Source organism: Actinoalloteichus sp. GBA129-24, assembly GCF_001941645.1.
Classification (GTDB): domain Bacteria; phylum Actinomycetota; class Actinomycetes; order Mycobacteriales; family Pseudonocardiaceae; genus Actinoalloteichus_A; species Actinoalloteichus_A fjordicus.
In genome coordinates, this window is sequence record NZ_CP016077.1 from 5,676,015 (window position 1) to 5,696,618 (window position 20,604).

Genomic DNA, 20,604 nt, shown 5'->3' on the forward strand with positions numbered 1-20,604 from the left:
GTTATTTTGTAGGCATGGAACCAGTCCGGGGCACCACTCCCAAGGTCGTGAAGTCCGACGAGGAGTGGCGGGAGGAACTCACGCCGGTCGAGTACGCGGTGCTCAGACAGGCGGGCACCGAGCCCGCCTGGACCGGCGAGTACACCGAGACCAAGACCAGGGGCGTCTACGTCTGCCGTGCCTGCGGCGCGGAGCTGTTCCGCAGCGAGACGAAGTTCGAGTCCAACTGCGGCTGGCCCTCGTTCTACACCCCCTCGGACGCCGACCACGTGATCCTGCGGGAGGACCTCAGCCACGGAACCCGCCGCACCGAGGTGCTGTGCGCCACGTGCCACAGCCACCTCGGGCACGTCTTCGAGGGCGAGGGCTACCAGACCCCGACCGACCAGCGGTATTGCATCAACTCGGTGTCCATGCGGCTGCTGCCCGAGGGCGAGTAGTCGCCGGGTAGGACCCCGCCGGACGGCGCGACGCCGCGTCGAGCGCAGGTCGCCGCCGCCGGCCGGACGAGCCCGCTCGACGGCAGGACCGGCGAGCGCGAAGGTCGAAACCCGCTCCCGATGCAACGAATCGACGCGGCGGCCACGTCTGACCTCCATGAGGAGATCGTCTCGGCCGCTGCTCGTCGCGCTCGGCCTGATCGTTCTGACCGGCTGCGGTGCGCCAGGTTCGGGCATCGGGATGGAATGCACGGCCATCGGAGCCCGCACCGGCCTAGGCCTGGACATCGCCGCCGAGCTCGCCCCGGACGTCGACGCGGCGGCGGTGCGGCTCTGCCAGGACGACGATTGTACGGAGACCGACCTGCCCGCCTGCGGGGACGACTGCGAGATCGACGGTCTGCGGCCCGGCACGGACACGGTCGACCAGGGCTGTGCGGACGGCGTCTGCTCGGCTTCCTCGGTGCCCAACGGCGAACTGCACGGCTTCGTCGAGCTTCCCGAGCTGGTCTCGGGGCCCGCGGAGGTGTCGGTGACGCTCCTCGACCAGGCAGGCACGGAGGTCCTGACCGAGAGGATCACGGTGACCGTCGAGGACGTCTACCCCAATGGTCCCGAATGCGGCGTCGGCGGCGCGGCCGCCGGGGTTCGGGTCACCGAGGAGCACACGCTGGTCGAGGTCTGAGCGCGAAGCGCCGCCGGACCGCGGCGCCCGTCAGACATTCCCGCCCGAACAACGCTCCGCCGGAGCAGCCCCGTGCCGCACTCGCACGGGACCACTCCGTGGTGCAGATCAGGGCAGCCGGTCGACCAGTTCGCCGACGGAGACGCGGACGCCGGTGTAGAAGGGCAGCTCCTCACGGACGTGCCGACGTGCCTCGGTGGCTCGCAGCTCCCGCATCAGGTCGACGATCCGGTGCAGCTCGGCCGCCTCGAAGGCCAGCAGCCACTCGTAGTCGCCGAGCGCGAACGAGGACACGGTGTTGGCCCGCACGTCCGGGAAGGGCCTGGCCGCCTTGCCGTGGTCGGCGAGCATCGTGCGCCGCTCGTCCTCCGGCAGCAGGTACCAGTCGTAAGACCGCACGAAGGGGTACACGCACAGGTACTTCTGCGGCTCCTCCCCCGCGAGGAACGCGGGGATGTGCGACCGGTTGAACTCGGCGGGCCGGTGCAGCCCGACGCTGCTCCACACCGGCTCGCTGGCCTGACCGAGAACCGTGCGCCGCAGGCCGGTGTAGGCCGCCTGCACGGCCTCGACGTCCTCGGCGTGCCACCAGATCATGAAGTCGGCGTCGGCCCGCAGCCCGGAGACGTCGTAGACGCCCCGGACGACCACTCCCCGTCCTTCGAGCCCGGCGAGGTACTCCTCCGCCTCACGGGCCGTCTCAGCCCGATCGACGGGCAGCGCGCCCTGTTCGATACGGAAGACCGACCACATGGTGTATCGGATGGACGAGTTGATCTCAGCCACGTTCACGCCAGACATGGGCTCATCCTCGCACCGGGTCGCGCAGGATCGTCGTGGAGGTCAGCTCCGCCGCCAACGCGGCGGCGGCCCGGCGGGCGCCCCCCACACAGGCGGCCAGGCCGATGCCGTCGAAGGCGGCCCCGGTGACCTCGAGGCCTGCCAGCCCGGCGACCTCGGCCCTGATCCGCCGCACCAGGTCGATGTGACCGACGCCGTACTGCGGCAACGCACCGCCCCAGCGCGTCACCAGGGTGTCGACCGGTTCGGCACGGGCGCCCGTGAGCTCGGCGAGGTCCGCCCGGACCGCGCCGATCAATTCGTCGTCGTCGCGCTGCATAGTCTCGATCTCGCCGAACCGGCCGATGGAACCGCGGACCAGCAGCGGCGCCGAGGGATCGCGGTCGGCGCCGAGGTGACCCCATTTGCGGCTGGAGAAGGTGAAGGCCTTCGCGGTGAAGTCGGTCCCGTCGTCGTGCCGTTCGCCTCGGGCGATGAGGACCCCGCTGGCGTCGGGCAGCGGCACGCTCGGCGGCAGCGCCAGGCTGACCACGACGGTGGAGGCGACGTCGATGGCGCTGTAGGCGGTGGCGGCCGCCGGGGCCGTCACCGCGAGCAGCCGCCGGGCCGCAGGCGGCGGCACGGCGAGCAGCACGGCGTCGACCTCGAGCAACTCCGGGCTCGGCACCGCGCCGAACGCCAACCGCCAACCGACGTCGCCCCTGGTCAGCGCGTGCACCGGCAGGCCGAGTCGCACCGTCGCGCCCGCCGCCTCCGCCAACCGGTCGATCAGCCGGATCAGTCCGCCGCGCAGCGTGCCGAACACCGGCTTCCGGACCGCGCCGGACGGCAGGGCGGGCGGAAGCAGGGTGGCGGCGGCGTGCAGGACCGAGCCGCCGCCCTCGTCGATGGCGCGGGCGAGAGCAGGCATCGTCGCGCGCAGGCCCAGCCGGTCCGCGTCGCCCGCGTAGACCCCGCCCAGCATCGGATCGACGAGACGGTCGGTCAGCTCGTCACCGAATCGCGCCCGCAGCATCCTGCCCAGCGAGACGTCACCGCCGCCCAGCCGCAGCGGCGGGGCGGCAGGCTCCTCGGCCACCGTCGCGAGCGCCTGCTCCGACAGCACGCCGTGCAGCGCCTCCACCGAGCCGGGCACGCCCTGCACGGTGCCGCCGACCGGCATCGGCACGGTGCGGCCGCCCGCCCGGACCGTCGGTCCGGCCGTCGTGGGGTGGACCATCTCGCTCATGGCGCCCAGGTCGCCGAGGAGATCGAGAACCTCCGGCCTGCGCACCAGGAAGGCCTCGGCCCCGACGTCGAAGGCGCCGCCGCCGAGCTGCGCGGTGGAGAGCTTGCCGCCCAGACGACGGCTCTGCTCCAGCACGGTGATCCTGGCGGCTCGACCGAGCAGCCTGCGCAGTTCGTAGGCGGCGGTGAGGCCGGACACCCCGCCGCCGATCACCGCGATGTGCGGTACCTGCTGCGGTCTGGTCACCGAGTTTCGGCTTCCACGCCCGCCCCGTCGGACTCGACCGAGCTGACGCCGCGCTCATGAACCAGCTCGACGACCCTGGTGATCATGTCCGGGTCGGTGTCGGGCAGGACCCCGTGCCCGAGGTTGAAGACGTGCCCGCCGGTCCGCCGTCCTTCGGCGAGGATTCGGTCGACCTCGCTCTCGATCGCGGGAACGCCCGCGAAGAGCACGGCCGGGTCGAGGTTGCCCTGCACCACCGGAGCGGGTTCGGCGGGAGCCGCGGCGACCAGCCTGCGCGCGGCGGCGTCCAGCGGCGTCCGCCAGTCGACGCCGACCACGTCGGCACCCGCCTCGCGCATCGCGGGCAGCAGCTCACCCGTGCCGACGCCGAAATGGAACCGGGGCACGCCTGCCTCGGCCAGCCCGCCGAGCACCTTGGCCGAGTGCGGGAGGACGAACTCGCGGTAGTCGCGTTCGCTCAGCGCACCCGCCCAGGAGTCGAAGAGCTGGACGGCGTCCACGCCTGCGGCGATCTGCGTGCGCAGGAAGCTCAGGGTGAGGTCGGCAAGCCGGTCGAGCAGGGCGTGCCAGGTCTCGGGCTCGGCGTGCATCAACGCCTTGGTCCGCTCGTGGTTGCGGCTCGGGCCGCCCTCCACCAGGTACGAGGCCACGGTGAACGGAGCGCCTGCGAACCCGATCAGCGGCGTGCTGCCCAGCTCGGCGATGACGAGCCGGATCGCCTCGGCGACGGGCGCCACCTGCTCGTCCTGCAAGACCGGCAGCGCGGCGACGTCGGCGGCCGAGCGCACCGGATCGGCGATCACCGGGCCGGTGCCTGGCACGATGTCCAGGTCGACGCCTGCGGCGAACAACGGCACCACGATGTCGCTGAACAGGATCGCGGCGTCGACGCCGTGCCTGCGGACCGGCTGAAGAGTGACCTCGCAGGCCAGCTCGGGGGTCAGGCACGCCTCAAGCATCGGGATCCCCGCGCGCACCTTGCGGTACTCGGGCAGGGATCGACCGGCCTGCCGCATGAACCACACGGGCGTACGGCTGGGACGACCGCCCTGTGCGGCGATCAGAAACGGGGCATCGGAGAGGTCCCTACGAGCGGGCACCAGCGCAGCGTTCGTCATCTCGCCGACCATTTTCCCACGAGGCGTCCAGGCCGTGCGGCACGACCGGCACCGAATGTGAGGTAGGGCGCTCACCCGCGTGACGCGCGGGCCCGCGCGCCTGCGCGCAGGCCCGCGCCGGGCGGACCCGACCGTGTTCGGGTGACCAGGGGGCGATTCGGGGCGGACCGGCGGTTCTCGGCCACCCGATGCCGATGAGATCGCGAGGGGCGTTCCGCCGCGGTCCGCCGAAGATCGACGGGGTCCCTTCGGCGTGGCGAACCCCGCATCATCCCCGATTGCCTCTACAGTCGCGATTCGTGACCGGGATGACTCCAGTACCTGAGGTGTTCCGGCACGCCGTGAGCACCTTGAAGTCGGTCCGACCTCGGTCGGAGTTGACCTTCGAGGAGGTCCGGCCGCCGCAGCGACTCGCACCGTGGGCCTATGCGTTGAGTGCCGAGGTGACGGGTCCCACCAACGAGTTCGCCTCCGGCAGGCTCGTGGTGCTCCATGATCCCGACAACATCGATGTCTGGAACGGCGAGCTGCGCGTGGTGGTGTACCTCCAGGCGGAGCTGGACTCGGAGTTCGCCAGCGACCCGCTGCTGCCGCAGGTGGGCTGGTCATGGCTCACCGACGCGCTCGAAGGCTGCGGGGCCCGCTGGACGACCTTGGGCGGCACGGTCACCGTGACGTCCTCCGCGCGATTCGGCGAGATCGACGGCCCCGCCCACACCCACGACCTGGAACTGCGGGCGTCCTGGACGGCGTCGGACTCCGAACTGGCCGCGCACGGCGAGGCGTTGTGCGAGGTGCTGGCCAGTGCGGCAGGTCTGCCGCCGATCGGCGTGGTCGAACTCCGGCCCCGGTAGGCGGCGGAGAACATCGCTCGACGTCTGGTGCATCCGCGAGCGCGCGGCGCAGGCTCGGGCGTCGAATCTGCGGGATGGCGGTGGTCCCGACCGGCGATGGCGCAGCCGCGCGAGAATCACGACACGTCGACGGGTGCGGCCGAACGGATCGATCCCGGACCTGATCCCGACGGCCTCTTCTGATCGCTCGGCCGGGCTGCCGCACCGGGCCGTTCTCCTCCCGACTGCGATCCATCGGCGTCGTTGATCAACGACTGCGGTGATCAGTGACTGCGGTTGATCAACGACGGCGGCTGATCAACGACAGTGACCGATCAACGACGGCGACCGATCGGCGGACGCCCCGACGGCTCCGCAGCGGTGGACGATGCCTGCCGCCTGCGACCCCTCGGACGCCGCCCTGCCCCGACGCGGAGAGCCGCTCGGCCCGCCGTGCCCCGTCATCGACGGTCGGCCGACCGCCACGGGCGCCCGGACGGCCCTGCGTGCGGCAGATAGTCGGCTGCATCACACTCGGCCGACCGGCCTAGCGAAGGAGCCTGCTGCTGCCGATGGTTCCTACAGGGCGCGAGTGGACGGGCTGCGACGACAGACGCCGAGGTCACTGGTCCGGTCGGCGGAGGCCCGACTGGGCTCATCGGGTGGCCGCCAGGACTCCCTGCGGACCGTTCTCTTCTCAGGTCTGAACCAATGCCAAACCCTGAATGTCGCATGAACACTGCTCGGTGTTAGCAAGCCACGGGCTTGTACCCCGATCGTGTTATCACAAGCCACCCTTGTGACAACCCGATCGGGATAGATCGCACATTGATCGTCCCGCTGGCGCCGTTTGGCGGCTACGCTGCCCCAGTCGACACCACTTTCGGTCGATCAGTGGCGCGGCTGATTGTCCGAGAGTCCCGGTGCCGGTCGGGGGGCACGACCGACTCCAGGGAGGTAGTGACGTGGCTGCCGTCGGCTTAGGTCAGGCCGTTCGTACCACGCCAGCCGGTGCTTTGCCGGCCAACATGGTCCCGCACCCGCGGGAAGAGCTGTTCTCGGTATTGGTGGTAGACGACCATCCGCTACTCCGAGAGGCGATTGCCGCTCGGTTGCAGCAGATGGGCGCAGGCACCGTGCACGAGGCCGCATCGCTGGCCGAGGCCAGGGCGCGAGCCCTGGCGACAGGTCCGTGCGACCTCGCGATCCTCGATCTCGGGCTCCCGGACGGGAGTGGCATCGACCTGGTCACGGAACTCCGTGGCCACGGTTGGCCGCGGATCGTGGTCCTGGCATCCTCCGACGACCCCTATGCGGTCCGGGCGGCGTTTCAGGCAGGCGCTCAGGCGTACCTGCTGAAGTCCGCCTCGCCGATGGTGGTCACCGACGGGGTGCGCAGGGTCCTCGACGGCGGCGTCTATGCCGACCCGAGCGTGGCACCGGTCCTTGCTGCGGGCACTCGTGTGCCGGGCACGGACAACACGCCGCGTGAGCTGTCCGCACGCGAGGTCGAGGTGTTGCAGTTAGTCGCCGACGGTCGATCCAACAAGGAGATCGGCGAGGCGTTGAATCTGTCCGCACTCACAGTGAAGAGCCATCTGTCGCGGATCGGCCGGAAGCTGGGCACGGGAGACCGTGCGCAGATGGTCGCTCTGGCAATGCGCGCAGGTGTCATCAGATAAGTCCGGCGCCTTCTGGAGTCCGTGCGGTGTCACGCGACTCCAGAAGGTGCTCGCACCTCGTGTCGATCGACCTTGCGCGCCGTCGTCGACGACTTCGACGTAGGGTCAGCGGCCGTGGATGCACACCGTTCCGAACCCGCCGCCGAGCCCGAGATCGAGCCTGGGCGGGACGTCCGGGAAGTCCCGGGGGTCACCGAGCTCACCGCGCCCGCCGAGGGCGTGCCGCCGGTGGTGACCGACCCCGCCGCGTTGCGAGTGGCCGCCGAGGCCCTCGCGGCAGGCACGGGGCCGATCGCGGTGGACACCGAGCGTGCGTCCGGGTACCGGTACTCCGCTCGGGCCTACCTGGTGCAGCTGCGCCGGGCGGGCGCGGGCACGGTGCTGGTCGACCCGATCCCGTTGCGCGGCAGGCTTGCGCCGCTGATCGACGCCATCGGGGGCCAGGAGTGGGTGCTGCATGCGGCGTCCCAGGATCTGCCGTGTCTTGCCGAACTCGATCTTCGTCCCTCCGCGCTGTTCGACACCGAGCTGGCGGGCAGGCTCGCCGGCTATCCGAGGGTCGCGCTCGGGGCACTGGTCGAGCAGCAGCTCGGGTACCGATTGGAGAAGGGCCACGGCGCCGCGGACTGGTCCCGACGTCCACTGCCTGCCGACTGGCTGAACTACGCGGCCCTGGACGTCGAACTGCTACTGCAGCTGCGGGAGTCCCTGGAGGCCGAACTCGTGGCTCAGGGCAAACTCGACTGGGCATTGCAGGAGTTCGAGGCCGTGCGCACCGCGCCGCCGCCGGGACCGAGGCCGGAGCCGTGGCGACGCACCTCCGGCATCCACCGGCTCCACGCACCTCGCAAGCTGGCCGCCGTCCGTGCGCTGTGGCAGGCGCGGGACGAGCTGGCCAGGACCAGGGACATCGCGCCGGGCCGCGTGCTTCCGGACAAGGCGATCATCGAAGCGGCCCAGACCCAGCCCGCCGACTCCACGGCGCTGGTGGCGCTGCCGATCTTCGGCGGCCGGGCCCAGCGTCGTCGGGCCGACGTCTGGATGGCGGCGCTGCGCGAGGCGGCCGAGCTGCCGAACTCTGAGCTGCCTGCCTCCTCGCCGCCCTCCGACGGCCCGCCGCCGCCCAACCGGTGGGCCGATCGTGATCCGGAGGCCGCCGCGCGGCTGTCGGCGGCTCGAGCGGCGTTGACCGCCTTGGCCGAACGACACACGCTGCCCGTGGAGAACCTGCTCCAGCCGGACCTGGTGCGTCGGACGTGCTGGACGCCGCAGGAGGACCGCTCCGTCGAGGGCACCGCCGCCGCGCTGCGGGCGGGCGGCGCACGCCCCTGGCAGATCGAGCTGGCCGCCGAGCCGCTGAGCACGGCGCTGGCGGCCCCTGCACCGCCCGCCGCCTGATCTTCGCACCGCCGTCGACGGCACGGGGCCGCCCGGCAGGCCCCTCCGAGCGGGGCGGCCTGCACGCTGGTGGGGCATGGACCTCGCGGACCGTTTCATGATTGTCTCAGCGGGGTAGACATCAAGGTCAAGACCACGGTGTCCGGTACACAGACGATGCCGTGTCCGAACACGTCGACGGGAGAGTCATCGTGGACACCTCGGCACTCGTGATCGCAGGGCTGGTCAGCGCAGGCGGCGCGCTGATCATCCTCGCGCTGTTGATCGTCATCACGACCGATCGATGGAACGTGCTGCAGACGTTGATCTGGGCGCTGGTCGTGCTGGCCGTGCCGGTGATCGGCGCGGGAGTGTTCCTCGTGGTCGATCATCAGCAGAAGACGGCGCGCCGGGAGGCAAGACGGGGTGAGGCCGTGGGCGACGTCTCGACACCAGGTTGACCCTCGTCACGCAGGACCCTCGTTCGACCTGCGGAAAGCCTCAGAGCTCACGGTGGTCGGCGCGGGGAGTCGTGGAATCTCGACTGCCCCGGGTCCAGCCACTGGTTACCAGTCGGTAGCAGCGGCTAGAGTGATTGTTACCGGCGGGTAGCACAGGTGGCCTCGGTCGCGGTGCCGTCCGCCCAGCCGACCCCCGAGCTTTCAGGAGGAGCACGCCGTGGCCGCAAACGTCGCAGGACGTGCACTTCGGGACGTGGTCTTCGTCGACGGCGTGCGTACGCCGTTCGGCAAGGCAGGCCCGAAAGGCATGTATGCGGAGACCCGAGCCGATGACCTCGTCGTCAAGGCCATCAGGGAACTGCTCCGCCGCAACCCCCAGCTTCCGCCGGAGCGCATCGACGAGGTCGCCGTCGCGGCGACGACGCAGATCGGCGATCAGGGTCTGACCATCGGCCGCACCGCCGCGCTGCTGGCCGGGCTGCCTCGGTCCGTGCCGGGCTTCGCCATCGACCGGATGTGCGCCGGGGCCATGACGGCCGTGACCACCACGGCGGGCGGCATCGCGCTGGGCGCCTACGACATCACCATCGCGGGCGGCGTCGAGCACATGGGCCGTCACCCGATGGGCGAGGGCGTCGACCCCAACCCCCGGTTCCTCGCAGACAAGCTCGTCGACCCCTCCGCGCTGGTCATGGGACAGACGGCGGAAAACCTGCACGACCGCTTCCCCACCATCACCAAGGCCCGCACGGACGCCTACGCCGCCGCGAGTCAGGAGCGGTTCGCCGAGGCGGTCAAGGCCGGGTCGATCAGCCAGGACCTGGTTCCGGTCGCGACCCGCTCGGCCGAGCTGGGCTGGGGCCTGGCCACCGAGGACGAGTCGCCCCGCCCCGGCACGACGGTGGAGGCGCTGGCCACGCTGCGGACGCCCTTCCGGCCGCACGGCCGGATCACCGCGGGTAACGCCGCAGGCCTCAACGACGGCGCCACCAGTGCCCTGCTCGCCGCCGAGGACGTCGCACGCGAACTGGACCTGCCGGTCGGGATGCGACTGGTCGGCTACTCCTTCGCGGGTGTCGACCCGGAGGTCATGGGCGTCGGGCCGGTCCCCGCGACCGAGAAGGCGCTGTCCCGTGCCGGTCTGAGCATCGAGGACATCGGACTGTTCGAGATCAACGAGGCCTTCGCCGTCCAGGTGCTGGCCTTCCTCGACCACTTCGGCATCGCCGACGACGATCCGAGGGTCAACCAGTGGGGCGGCGCGATCGCGTGCGGCCACCCGCTCGCGGCCTCGGGAGTTCGGCTGATGACGCAGCTCTCCCGCCAGTTCGCCGAGCGCCCCGACGTGCGCTACGGCATCACCACGATGTGCATCGGAATCGGCATGGGCGGCACCGTGATCTGGGAGAACCCGGCCTGGAACGGGGGCGACAAGTGAGCACCACACTGTCCATCGAGGACCTCAAGGCCGCGATGCCCGACGAGGTGGTCACCAGGGCGATCACCCGCCTGGTGCGCGTACCCGGCCTGGAGAAGCCGATCGCGCTGATCACGATCGACAACGGCCACGACCACACCAGGCCCTCCACGCTCGGCCCGCAGGGCCTGGTCAGTCTGAACGACGCGCTGGACACGGCCTTCGCCGCCGAGCCCGCCGCGATCGCGGTGACCGGAAAGCCGTTCGTCTTCGCCGCAGGCGCCGACCTCTCGGGGATCGGCAGGCTCACCGCCTGGGAGCAGTCGAACTGGATGGCCGAGACCGGCCACGCCGTCTTCCGCAGGCTGATCGACTCCGCCGTGCCGACCTTCGCCTTCGTCAACGGCGCGGCGCTGGGCGGCGGCCTCGAGCTCGCGCTCTCGTGTCACTACCGCACGGTGGCCTCCAACGCGGGCGTCATCGCCCTGCCGGAGACCTTCCTCGGCCTGTTCCCGGGCTGGGGCGGCACCCAGCTCCTGCCGAACCTGATCGGCCCGGACGCGGCCGTCACCGTCATGGTGGAGAACGCCCTCAACCAGAACCGGATGCTCAAGCCCGCCCAGGTAGCGAAGCTGGGCATCGCGGACGTGCTGCTGGACTCCGCCGACTACCTCGAGCAGTCGCTGTCCTGGGCGGCGCAGGTGGTACGCGGCGAGATCACGGTCGAGCGGCCGGAGATCGACCGGGGCGCGGGCTGGGACGCGGCGGTGGCGCGAGCGCAGGCCCTCGTCACGGGCAAGACCCAGGGCGCCGCACCCGGCCCTCAGCACGCCGTCGACCTACTCACGCTGGCGCGGGAGAACGATCTCGACGCCGGCTTCGCCGCCGAGACGCGGGCGCTGTCCGACGTCCTGATGTCCGACGAGACCCGCGCCGGGCTCTACTCCTTCGACCTCGTGCAACGACGGGTGAAGCGTCCCGCAGGCGCGCCGGACAAGTCGCTGGCCCGCAACGTCAGCAAGGTCGGCATCGTGGGCGCGGGCCTGATGGCCAGCCAGCTGGCGCTGCTGTTCGTGCGACGGCTGAAGGTGCCGGTGGTGCTCACCGACGTCGATGCGGCCAGGATCGACAAGGGCGTCGGCTACGTCCACGCCGAGGTCGACAAGCTCCTCGGCAAGGGCCGTGTCTCCCCCGACGAGGCGAACCGGCTCAAGGCGCTCGTCTCCGGCTCGCTGGACAAGGCGGCCTTCGCCGACGCCGACTTCGTCATCGAGGCCGTCTTCGAGGAGCTGTCGGTCAAGCAGCAGGTCTTCGCCGAGCTGGAGGAGCACGTCTCCCCCGAGGCGGTCCTGGCGACGAACACCTCCTCGCTGTCGATCACCGAGATGGCCGCCAAGCTCCAGCACCCCGAGCGGGTCGTGGGCTTCCACTTCTTCAACCCGGTGGCCGTGCTGCCGCTGCTGGAGATCGTCCGGGGCGAGCGCACGGACGACGCGGCGCTGGCCACGGCCTTCGCCACCGGCAAGAACCTGAAGAAGTCCTGCGTCCTGGTGAAGGACGCGCCTGCCTTCGTGGTGAACCGACTGCTGACCCGGTTCCTCGGCGAGGTCATCAAGGCCATCGACGAGGGCACCCCGTTCGACGTCGCCGATCGCGCCCTGGCGCCGTTGGGGCTGCCGATGAGCCCGCTGGTGCTGGTGCAGCTCGTAGGTCCCGCCGTGGCCACTCACGTCGCGGGGACCCTGCACGAAGCCTTCCCGGAGCGCTTCGGCGTCAGCGAGAACATGCAGCGGCTCGTGGCTGCGGGCAAGGCCGCCGTGTGGACCTGGGACGAGCAGGGCACCCAGCGCATCGACCCCGAGGTCGCCGATCTCTGGCAGCAGGGCTCGACGGTGCTCACCGAGGAACAGGTGCGGGACAAGGCGCTGTCCGCGCTGGCCGAGGAGTCCCGGATCATGCTCGACGAGGGTGTGGTGGCCGAGGCGCAGGACCTCGATCTGTGCATGATCCTCGGTGCGGGCTGGCCGTTCTGGCTGGGCGGCATCACGCCGTATCTCGACCGGAGCGGCATCGCCGAGCAGGTCAACCAGGCTCGTTTCCACGCGCCGGGGGTGGCGTCGGCCGCAGGCTGACCCACGCATCGCGCCGTCGCCGCCCGGATCGGGTGGCGGCCGGACTGCCGAGAAGCCCCGTCCCCGCCCGAGATCGTGGTGGGGCGGGGCTTCTCGCCGTCTCGGCACCTGATCCTGGGCACCTGTTTCCGCTGCGTCGGGGGGAGCCGACGGGTAGCGGGCCGAGGCAGGGGGTCGGCCGCAGGCAGGCGGCCCCGCTGGTCCTCGGGCGGTTCGTCCCGCGGAGTCGCGAGCGGCTGGCGGTGGATGCGGCCGGTCGCGAGCCGGTCGGCGACTCGGGCCTGGATCGCAGGCGCCGTGCGCGCTCCGCGGACCGGCCTCCCTCGAATCAGCGGCGCACGGCCGACCGTCAGAGCGTCCGAGCCGCCTCGAAGTCGTACCAGGGCGGGAGCCGACAATCCGAGCGCGCCGAGCCCGACCGCCCCGCCGCGCGGACGGCGGCAGGCCCTCTCGACCCGACTGCCGGCGCTACCAGACACCGGGTGGCCTGCTCACCGCAGCGACCGCGCCTGCGGCCGGCCGTCCCCTCAGCTCGGTGCGTCCCGCTGTCCCGTCCCGATGGTCATTCGTTGAGGTCGCGCAGGAAACGTTCCGCCGCAGCGGTCGCGGGCCCGCCCGCGTCGCCGCCGTCCTCGACGAAGCTCGCCAACGCCACGTCGCCCTGCCAGCCGACGAACCAGCTGTGGCTGCGCGGCGGGTCCTCGGTGCCGTACTCGGCCGTGCCGGTCTTGCCGTGCACCGGGTCGCCGGGCACCTCGGCCAGCCGCGTCGCGGTGCCGTCGGTGACGACCTCGCGCATCATCGTGTGCAGGGCGTCCACCGAGTCGGTGTCCAGCGGCTCGCGGGTCTCTACCGGCGTCTCGGCCTGTTCCGGCTCGACGACCAGCCTCGGCTGCTTCCACTGTCCCGCGGCGACTCCGGCGGTGGCGGCGGCCATCGTCATCGGGCTCACCGTGGTCTGGCCCTGGCCGAAGGCCGAGGCCGCCTGTGCCGACGCGCCGTCCGCCGGGGGCACCGATCCGGTGGAGACTCCCACCCCGATGTCCCAGTCGCCGCCGATGCCGAGCTTCGCCGCCGCATCGGTGAGCCCGTCCGAGCCGAGGTTCGGCGCCAGCGCGACGAAGGCGGTGTTGCAGGACCGGGCGAAGTTCTCGCGGAACGGCACCTCGCCCAATGCCTCGGGGAAGGCGTTCTTGACGGTGTGTCCGTCCACCTCGATCGTCGACGGGCAGTCGACGGGCTGGTCCAGCGTGACGTCGCCCCCGTCGAGCAGCGCCATCGCGCTGACCATCTTGAACGTGGAGCCCGGCGGAACCCAGCCGTTGAGGGCGACATCGCCGCTGCCGCCGTCCGGCCCGCCTGCGACCGCGAGAACGTGGCCGTCGCTGATCCGCACCGCCACCAGTGCGCTGGCTCGGGGTTCCGCCGCCAGCGCGCGATCGGCGGCGTTCTGCACGGCGGGGTCCAGCGTCAGCGTGACCGTCTCCCCCGGCACGGGCTCTGAGCTGAACAACTCGCGCTCGGTGCCGTCGATGACGACCGCGACGCCCCCGGTCCCCCGCAGCCGGTCGTCCAGAGTGCGTTGCAGGCCGCTGAGGCCCACGATGTCCCCGACCCGATATCGGCCGGGGTCGTCGTCCATGATCTCCTGGGTGACCGGGCCCGCGCTGCCCAACAACGCCCTGGCGAACTCGCGGGTCGGGGCCAGCTCCCTGGTCTCCTCGCGGAAGACGGTGCCGGGCAGCTCGTAGACCTGCGGGCGCACCTCCTGATAGCGCTCCTCCCGCAGGGTGACGACCTCGACGAAGTCGTCCGGGCCCGCCGCTGCGATGCGATCGGGCAGCCCCGAGGTGTCCACCCCGTCGTCGGCCAGCGCGCTGCCCAGGGTCTGGGCGAGCCCGGCCGGGTCGGTGACGTTGGCCGGCTGCACGCCGACCACGACCACCGGCCGGGCGGTGACGATGGGCTCGCCGTCGACGTCGACGATCTCGCCGCGCTGCGCGGGCGTGTGCCTGCTGCGCAGCGTCTCGCCCTCGACGAGATCGGGGTGCACGGCGCCGGGATCGAGGACCACCTGCCACTGGTCGCCCTGTTGACGCAGGTCCAGTGTGGTCTGGTACTCCCATTCGTCGCCCGAGGCCAGCTCCCAGGAGACGTCGAGCCGGGCCTCGCCCGCCGCGTCCTCCACCGTGACCTCGCCGACGGTCACCTCGCGGACCTCGCCCGCCACGCCCTCGGTGATCCCCGTGTACCACTCCTGGGCCTCGTCGCCCGAGACTTCGGCATACGAGATCGTGCCGAGGTCGCCCGACTGCCAGGCCTGGGCGAACTCCGTCGCCGCCTCCTCGGCGGCCGCCCGGCCGTTCGAACAGGCGGCCAGGCTGCTGCCGGCCAGCACCGCGACCCCGAACAGGACCGCTGTCCGTCTTCCGATGCGCATGTGGACCTCTCCTCGACAGCCGGATCGCCAAGGCCGTGCAGTGGCCGGATTCCGGTCATGCAGGCCGCTATCGTGGATCGCCCCCGAGCGAAAGCACGATCTCCCTGACAAGCACTAGACGCGCGGGACCGACGACCGGTGGGCCGGGCCAGGGTTACCTGTACCACATCTGATCGGACGTCGAGCCGGTTGCGCGTCACCTACGTTAGCGAGCCGGACGGGTCCAGAACGGATCGCCACGGCGGGCAGGCGGTGGCCCGATGCGGTGGGCGGACCGGACGCGCCACGACTCGCGAGGACTGCCGCCATCATCGTCGAGGCGCGACGGCCCCGTCAACGCACCCGTTCTCGCCTGCCGCCGACCCGGTGACGAGTGAGGGCGGCAGGCGGCGCACGATGCGCGCGGCGTCCCGGCAGGCAGGGCAGGCCGCCGGTCGTCGAGATCATTCCCGAGCGCAGCCGGAGTCACGGCCGCCAAGCTCGGAGGGAACGGGCTCCGCACCACGGCGGACGACGACGGCCCTAGGCTGGGCCGTCAATCGAGCAGAGGACGTGGCATGGCAGAGCAGTGGTCGACTCCCGACGCGATCGCGACCGCCAGGGGCCTGCTGGAGCAGGCACTACCGGGATGGCGGCGCCCCGCCGCATACGGCCTCGGCCACCTGGTCGACGGGGACGCCGTGTTCCCCGTGGTCAACGTCGGAGAGCACTTCCTCCCGGCCGTGGTGCTGGCCACGGTGTGCGGGCACTCGGCGGGCACCGCGGTGTACGAACTGGACGCGGCCGGCCTGGACGAGGCGATCATGATGCTGAGCCCCGCAGAGGCCTGCTCCGACTACGACCACCCCAATCTCGCCGCGTGGCGCGACATCCGAACGGATCTGGCGCACAACGACGGCCAGGCGATCGCGGTGTTCGTCGGCGACCTCGAGGATCCGACGGTCGACGACCGCGATGAACGATTCCGGGCAGCGGTGAAGTCCGCAGGCCAGGACGGCTGACCGGACGCACCCGCCGACGACGGTCTCCTGGCGGCCCGCTTCCCCGGCCCGGCCTGCGCCACCACGCCCCGCGTCGGACCTCGCCGGATCTGCGGAAAGGTCCGGCGGGAAGGCCCCGCCGCGGGCGAACCGACCTGCGCGCACTGCGCCGTGGTCTGCGACCTGGCCCGGCGACCCGACGCGGCGACCCGGCCGGGCGCTAGCCGACGAGCGGCGTGAGCTTCTCGGTGGCGAAGACGAGTCCGTGGCCCGGTGCGGTCGCGGTGTGCGCCGACGGCGGCTCCAGGCGGACCCCGCTCGGCTCGGCCAGCGCGCCGAGCGCGCCGAAGGAGGCGCGATCGATGTCCTCCACCATGGACACCGAGCCCACGCACATCGCCAACTGCGCGGACAGCTCCGGCAGCAGGTGCGGGGCGGTCGGCACGCCGAACGTCGCGGCCAGCTCGGCGATCCGCAGGAACGGCGTGATGCCGCCGACCCGGACCGCGTTGGGCTGTACGAAGTCGACCGCGCCCGCCGTCAGCGCATCCCGGAACTGATACACGGTCCGCAGGTTCTCGCCGACCGCGATGGGGACGTCGACGGCCGCGCGGAGTCGGGCCAGCCCCGGCAGCTCGTCGGCGAGCAGCGGCTCCTCGATCCAGTAGGGGTCGTAGGCGGACAGGGCACGGATCGCTCGCACCGCCGTGGGGTGGTCCCAACGCTGGTTGGCGTCGATCATCAGCAGGCGGTCCGGACCGAGGATCTCGCGCACCGCGGCGACCCGTTCGAGGTCCCTGGCCAGTTCCGGGGAGCCGACCTTGATCTTCACCGCCCGATGGCCCGCCGCGACGAACCGGCGGACTTGGTCCGCAAGCTCGTCGAGCTCGTAGAAGAGGTTGACGCCGCTGCCGTAGATGCCGACGGTCTCACGACGCCTACCGATGAAGTCGGTCAGCGGCAGTCCGGCGGCCTTCGCCCGCAGATCCCACAGGGCGATGTCGACCGCCGCGAGGGCCATGCCGGTGATGCCGCCCGAGCCGCCTTCGTGCAGACCGGCCCACAGGCGGTCCCACCACACCCCGGCGGGAGCCGTCTGTCCACCCACGATCAGCCTCGGCAGATCGTGCTCCAGCATGGCGAGCACCGCGTGCGCCCCGACCAGCGGCGTCCAGCTGAATCCGGTGCCGGTCGAGCCGTCCTCGGTGCGCAGGGTCGTGACGATCAGGTGCTGCTGGTCGACCCCGGGCCCCCAGGGCCGGTCCAACGGCACGGTGAACGCCTCGCTGGTCAGCTCGGTGATGCGCATCGGATCGCGTTCCCTTCCTTCTTCTGGCCCGTCCGCCCGGCGTCGTCCCGGTGCGACGGGCTTCGTCATGTGCTCGGCGGCGGTCGAGGAAGCCGGCTGCCGACACGCCGGCGACCGGCCGGGACCGACGGCCCGGCCTGCTGCGAGCCTCGGGGGCAGCGAAGCGGATTCGGCCGACGCCACGCCGGTCATCGAGACAGCGGCAGCCGGCCAGGCGGCAGGATCGTGCCAGGACTCACTCCGGCTGCCTCGGCCGAGCGTCCACCAGGTCGAGTCCGGTGGCCAGGATGGCGCGCAGATCCTCGAGGTGTGCCTCGGTGAGGTCGACCAGCGGCGGCCGAACGCCCCCGACGTCGAACCCGCGCAGTCGCTGGCCCGCCTTGACCAGGGCGACCGCGTAGCCGGGCACGGCGTCGCGCAGTCGCCCCAACGGCTGGTAGAAGCCGCGTAACAGCGCATCCACCTGGGCCGATCCGGCGGCGAGGGCCCGCTGGAACGCCGAGGCCACCTCGGGGGCGAAGGCGAAGGCAGCCGAGGAGTAGAGCTCGACGCCGATCCCCCGGTACGCCGCGGCCGTCAGCTCGGCGGTCGGCAGGCCGTTGAAGAACAGGAAGTCGGGTCCCATCGCCGCTCGGACGGCGATGACGATCCCGTGCATCCGGTCGAGATCGCCGACCCCGTCCTTGATGCCGATGACGCCGGGGATGCCTGCGACGGTCACCGAGGCGGCGACGGAGAGGACCGCGTTGGCCCGTTGATAGAAGATCACCGGCACGGGACTGGCCTCGGCCACCGTCCGCACGTAGGCGATCAGACCGGCCTCCGGGCCCTTGACCAGGTAGGGCGGCAGCAGCAGGATCGCATCGGCGCCCGCCCGCGCGGCATTGCGTGCCTGAGCGATCGCGACCGGCAGCGGTCCGCCCGCTCCGGCGATGACCGGGACGGCCGCCGCAGGTTCCTCGCCCGCCACCGCCACGGTGGTGCGGACGACGAGTTCGTGTTCCGCCACGGTCAGCGCGTGCAGCTCGCCGGTACCGCAGGCCGTGAAGATCCCGCCTGGTCGGTGGGCCAGCCCGGCACGCAGGCTCTCCGCGAGTCGCTCGGTCGCGACCGTGCCGTCGGCGTCGAACGGGGTCGTCGGGAAGAAGAGAACGCGCTCCAGCCTCACCGTGATCTCCTCCTCAGTCCGCGACATCCGTCTGCCGGGCTCGGTGGGCGGCCCGGTGCCGAGCGCTCGTCCCACCGTTGCGGGGTGGCGAGGGCTCACCGAAGCTCGGTGCGCCAGCTCCGCTTCGCCCGCCAGCCGAGCAGTCGCTCGGCCTTGGCACTGTCGAAGGCCGGGCTCGACCCGGTCAGCCCCGCCGCCTGCGCGGCGGGCACCCCGGCGTGCTCGACGAGCAGCTCGGCCAGCGGCTCCCTCGCCATGGCGTCCGGTGCCCCGACGAAGAAGACCTCACCCGGCGGGATGTCTTTGGCCCTGCCCAGCAACGCGGCGACGAAGTCGCCTGCGTCTCGGGCGTCGAGATAGTTGAAGAGGGACACGGCGGCCAGTTCGGGCCGATCGAGTCGATCGAGGATCGTGTCCCCGGTCTGGGTCGGCGCCCCGTCCCACTCCTCCGGCGAGACCACGAAGCACGGACGGAACGCGTGGCAGGCGATCCGGTCCGGCCAGCGGCGTGCGAAGGCCTGGATCGTCTCCTCCGCGACGACCTTGGACAGCCCGTACGCGTGCCACGGCCGCGTCGGGTGTGCCTCGTCCAGCGGCAGGTAGTCCGCCTGCCAGCCTGCCGGATTCCCGTAGCCGATCACGGTGGGGCTGCTGGCGGCGAGCACCGTGCCGACGCCGAGATCCGTCGCCGCCTGGCAGACGTTGAAGACCATCTGCGTGTTGGTGCGAAAGGTCGCCACGTCGGTGCGCAGGAACGGCACGGGCACCGCCGCGAGGTGCACGATCGCGTCCGGCCGGTAGCGGCCGACGACGCTGTAGCACTCGCCGGTGTCGAGCAGGTCCACCGCGAAGGACTCGTAGGGGACCTGCCCGGCAGGCGGACGGACGAGGTCGACGCAGACGGGCTCATGGCCTGCTTCGGCCAGCGCCGCCAGGACACTGCGCCCCAGCCTGCCGCTGCCTCCGGTGACGAGCACCCGCACTGGTCGACCTCCTGATCTCGTGGCTGACGAAACGGACCGGTCAGCCCGTCACGTCGTGATGGGCTCGATGGCGACGCGACTGCCGATGCGCGAGGACTCCAGGCCCGCCTCGGCGAGTTGCACGCCCCTGGCTCCGGCGAGGAAGTCGTACGGGAACGGCGCGTCCTCGCAGACGTGGCGGACGAACATCTCCCACTGCACGCGGAATCCATTGTCCTGCTCGCCGTTGTCCGGCACGACCTGCCACTGATCGCGGAACTGCTCCGACTGCGCGACGTCCGGGTCCCACACCGGCATCGGCGTGGCCGAGCGATGCTGCACCCGACAGGAACGCAGTCCCGCGACGGCGCTGCCCTCGGTGCCGTCCACCTGGAACTCCACCAGCTCGTCGCGATTCACCCGGACCGACCACGAGGAGTTGATCTGGGCGATGATGCCGCCCGCGAGCTCGAAGATGCCGTAGGCCGAGTCGTCCGCGGTCGCCTCGTAGGCCTGGTTCTGCTCGTCCCAGCGCCGGTCGATGTGCGTGACCGCCTTGGCAGTGACCGCCTCGACCGTGCCGAACAGGTCCTCCAGCACGTAATGCCAGTGCGGGAACATGTCGACGACGATGCCGCCGCCGTCCTCGGCGCGGTAGTTCCAGCTCGGTCGCTGCGCGCGCTGCCAGTCGCCCTCGAAGACCCAGTAGCCGAACTCGCCGCGCACCGACAGGATGCGGCCGAAGAAGCCGCCGTCGATCAGGCGCTTGAGCTTCATCAGGCCCGGCAGGAAGAGCTTGTCCTGCACGACACCGGTCTTCACCCCTGCCTCGGCGGCCGTCCTGGCCAGGGCAACGGCCCCCGCCAGCGAGGTCGCGGTGGGCTTCTCGGTATAGACGTGCTTGCCCGCCTCGACCGCGCGACGCACCGCCTCCTCTCGGGCACTGGTCACCTGCGCGTCGAAGTAGATCGACACGTCCTCGGCGGCCAGGGCCTCGCCGAGGTCGGTCGTCCACCGATCCAGCTGGTGCCGTCGGGCCAGTTCTCGGAGCTTCTGTTCGCTGCGACCGACGAGGATCGGCTCGGGCATGACCCGAGTCCCGTCGGACAGCGTGACGCCGCCCGCCTCGCGGATGGCGAGGATCGAGCGGAGCAGATGCTGGCGATAGCCCATCCGTCCCGTGATCCCGTTCATCGCGATACCCAGCACTTGACTGTCCATGCGTCCTTACCTCTCGACCAGGAAAGCGCTTTCCACCGTAACCTGTGCGCGGCCGTGCGCCAAGCCCCTAGTTCACAGCCGCTCGGCAGGCCCGTCACCAGCGC

The 20,604-nt window shown here is 71.5% G+C and carries 17 protein-coding genes; 9 read left to right on the plus strand and 8 right to left on the minus strand.

What is annotated here, in order from left to right; genetic code table 11:
- The first annotated feature begins 14 nt into the window (after positions 1–14).
- Entirely contained in the window at positions 15–440 is a 426-nt protein-coding gene (gene msrB, locus UA75_RS24300; RefSeq protein ID WP_075742243.1) for a peptide-methionine (R)-S-oxide reductase MsrB, read from the plus strand.
- Positions 441–597: 157 nt separating this feature from the next.
- Positions 598–1,125, plus strand: a complete 528-nt coding sequence (locus UA75_RS24305) for a hypothetical protein (RefSeq protein ID WP_083690886.1) — start codon at positions 598–600, stop codon at positions 1,123–1,125.
- 108 nt (positions 1,126–1,233) lie between these two features.
- On the opposite strand, the gene hemQ is transcribed toward UA75_RS24305, so the two are convergent.
- The 3 genes from hemQ to hemE are packed head-to-tail and all read right to left on the minus strand — an operon-like array spanning position 1,234 to position 4,518.
- The gene (gene hemQ, locus UA75_RS24310) at positions 1,234–1,926 is read right to left on the minus strand and encodes a hydrogen peroxide-dependent heme synthase (protein WP_075742244.1); all 693 of its coding nucleotides are present in this window, start codon (positions 1,924–1,926) and stop codon (positions 1,234–1,236) included.
- A gap of 4 nt (positions 1,927–1,930) precedes the next feature.
- On the minus strand, positions 1,931–3,400 hold the full coding sequence (gene hemG / locus UA75_RS24315; RefSeq protein ID WP_075742245.1) for a protoporphyrinogen oxidase: 1,470 nt from the start codon (positions 3,398–3,400) through the stop codon (positions 1,931–1,933).
- A complete protein-coding gene (gene hemE, locus UA75_RS24320; RefSeq protein ID WP_075744153.1) occupies positions 3,397–4,518 on the minus strand; it encodes a uroporphyrinogen decarboxylase in 1,122 nt (373 codons plus the stop codon). The genes hemG and hemE overlap by 4 nt, the downstream gene beginning before the upstream one ends.
- A 299-nt stretch (positions 4,519–4,817) precedes the next feature.
- Between hemE and UA75_RS24325 the strand changes: the two genes are divergently transcribed.
- From UA75_RS24325 to UA75_RS24350, 6 genes are all read left to right on the plus strand, one after another.
- Entirely contained in the window at positions 4,818–5,372 is a 555-nt protein-coding gene (locus tag UA75_RS24325) for a DUF3000 domain-containing protein (RefSeq protein ID WP_075742246.1), read from the plus strand.
- 944 nt (positions 5,373–6,316) lie between these two features.
- Positions 6,317–7,033, plus strand: coding sequence for a response regulator (locus UA75_RS24330; RefSeq protein WP_035272912.1), 717 nt, complete (start codon positions 6,317–6,319; stop codon positions 7,031–7,033).
- A gap of 153 nt (positions 7,034–7,186) precedes the next feature.
- A complete protein-coding gene (locus UA75_RS24335) occupies positions 7,187–8,431 on the plus strand; it encodes a ribonuclease D (RefSeq protein ID WP_075744154.1) in 1,245 nt (414 codons plus the stop codon).
- Positions 8,432–8,592: 161 nt separating this feature from the next.
- Entirely contained in the window at positions 8,593–8,871 is a 279-nt protein-coding gene (locus UA75_RS24340; protein WP_075742247.1) for a PLDc N-terminal domain-containing protein, read from the plus strand.
- Between the two features lie 217 nt (positions 8,872–9,088).
- Positions 9,089–10,309: a thiolase family protein gene (locus UA75_RS24345; RefSeq protein ID WP_075742248.1), complete on the plus strand. Its 1,221-nt coding sequence runs from the start codon at positions 9,089–9,091 to the stop codon at positions 10,307–10,309.
- 35 nt (positions 10,310–10,344) lie between these two features.
- Entirely contained in the window at positions 10,345–12,420 is a 2,076-nt protein-coding gene (locus tag UA75_RS24350; protein WP_075744155.1) for a 3-hydroxyacyl-CoA dehydrogenase NAD-binding domain-containing protein, read from the plus strand.
- A gap of 562 nt (positions 12,421–12,982) precedes the next feature.
- On the opposite strand, the gene UA75_RS24355 is transcribed toward UA75_RS24350, so the two are convergent.
- Entirely contained in the window at positions 12,983–14,860 is a 1,878-nt protein-coding gene (locus UA75_RS24355; RefSeq protein ID WP_075742249.1) for a penicillin-binding transpeptidase domain-containing protein, read from the minus strand.
- Positions 14,861–15,417: 557 nt separating this feature from the next.
- Between UA75_RS24355 and UA75_RS24360 the strand changes: the two genes are divergently transcribed.
- The gene (locus UA75_RS24360) at positions 15,418–15,861 is read left to right on the plus strand and encodes a hypothetical protein (RefSeq protein WP_075742250.1); all 444 of its coding nucleotides are present in this window, start codon (positions 15,418–15,420) and stop codon (positions 15,859–15,861) included.
- A 199-nt stretch (positions 15,862–16,060) separates the two neighbouring features.
- Here UA75_RS24360 and UA75_RS24365 read toward each other — a convergent pair whose 3' ends face one another.
- The 4 genes from UA75_RS24365 to UA75_RS24380 form a co-directional block, all read right to left on the minus strand.
- The gene (locus UA75_RS24365) at positions 16,061–17,149 is read right to left on the minus strand and encodes a mandelate racemase/muconate lactonizing enzyme family protein (protein ID WP_075744156.1); all 1,089 of its coding nucleotides are present in this window, start codon (positions 17,147–17,149) and stop codon (positions 16,061–16,063) included.
- A gap of 235 nt (positions 17,150–17,384) precedes the next feature.
- Entirely contained in the window at positions 17,385–18,317 is a 933-nt protein-coding gene (locus UA75_RS24370) for a 5-dehydro-4-deoxyglucarate dehydratase (RefSeq protein WP_157434413.1), read from the minus strand.
- 95 nt (positions 18,318–18,412) lie between these two features.
- Positions 18,413–19,300 carry an NAD-dependent epimerase/dehydratase family protein gene (locus UA75_RS24375; protein ID WP_075742251.1) on the minus strand — a complete coding sequence of 296 codons (888 nt, stop codon included), beginning with the start codon at positions 19,298–19,300 and terminating at the stop codon, positions 18,413–18,415.
- 48 nt (positions 19,301–19,348) lie between these two features.
- Positions 19,349–20,500: a Gfo/Idh/MocA family protein gene (locus UA75_RS24380; RefSeq protein WP_075742252.1), complete on the minus strand. Its 1,152-nt coding sequence runs from the start codon at positions 20,498–20,500 to the stop codon at positions 19,349–19,351.
- Positions 20,501–20,604 lie beyond the last annotated feature (104 nt).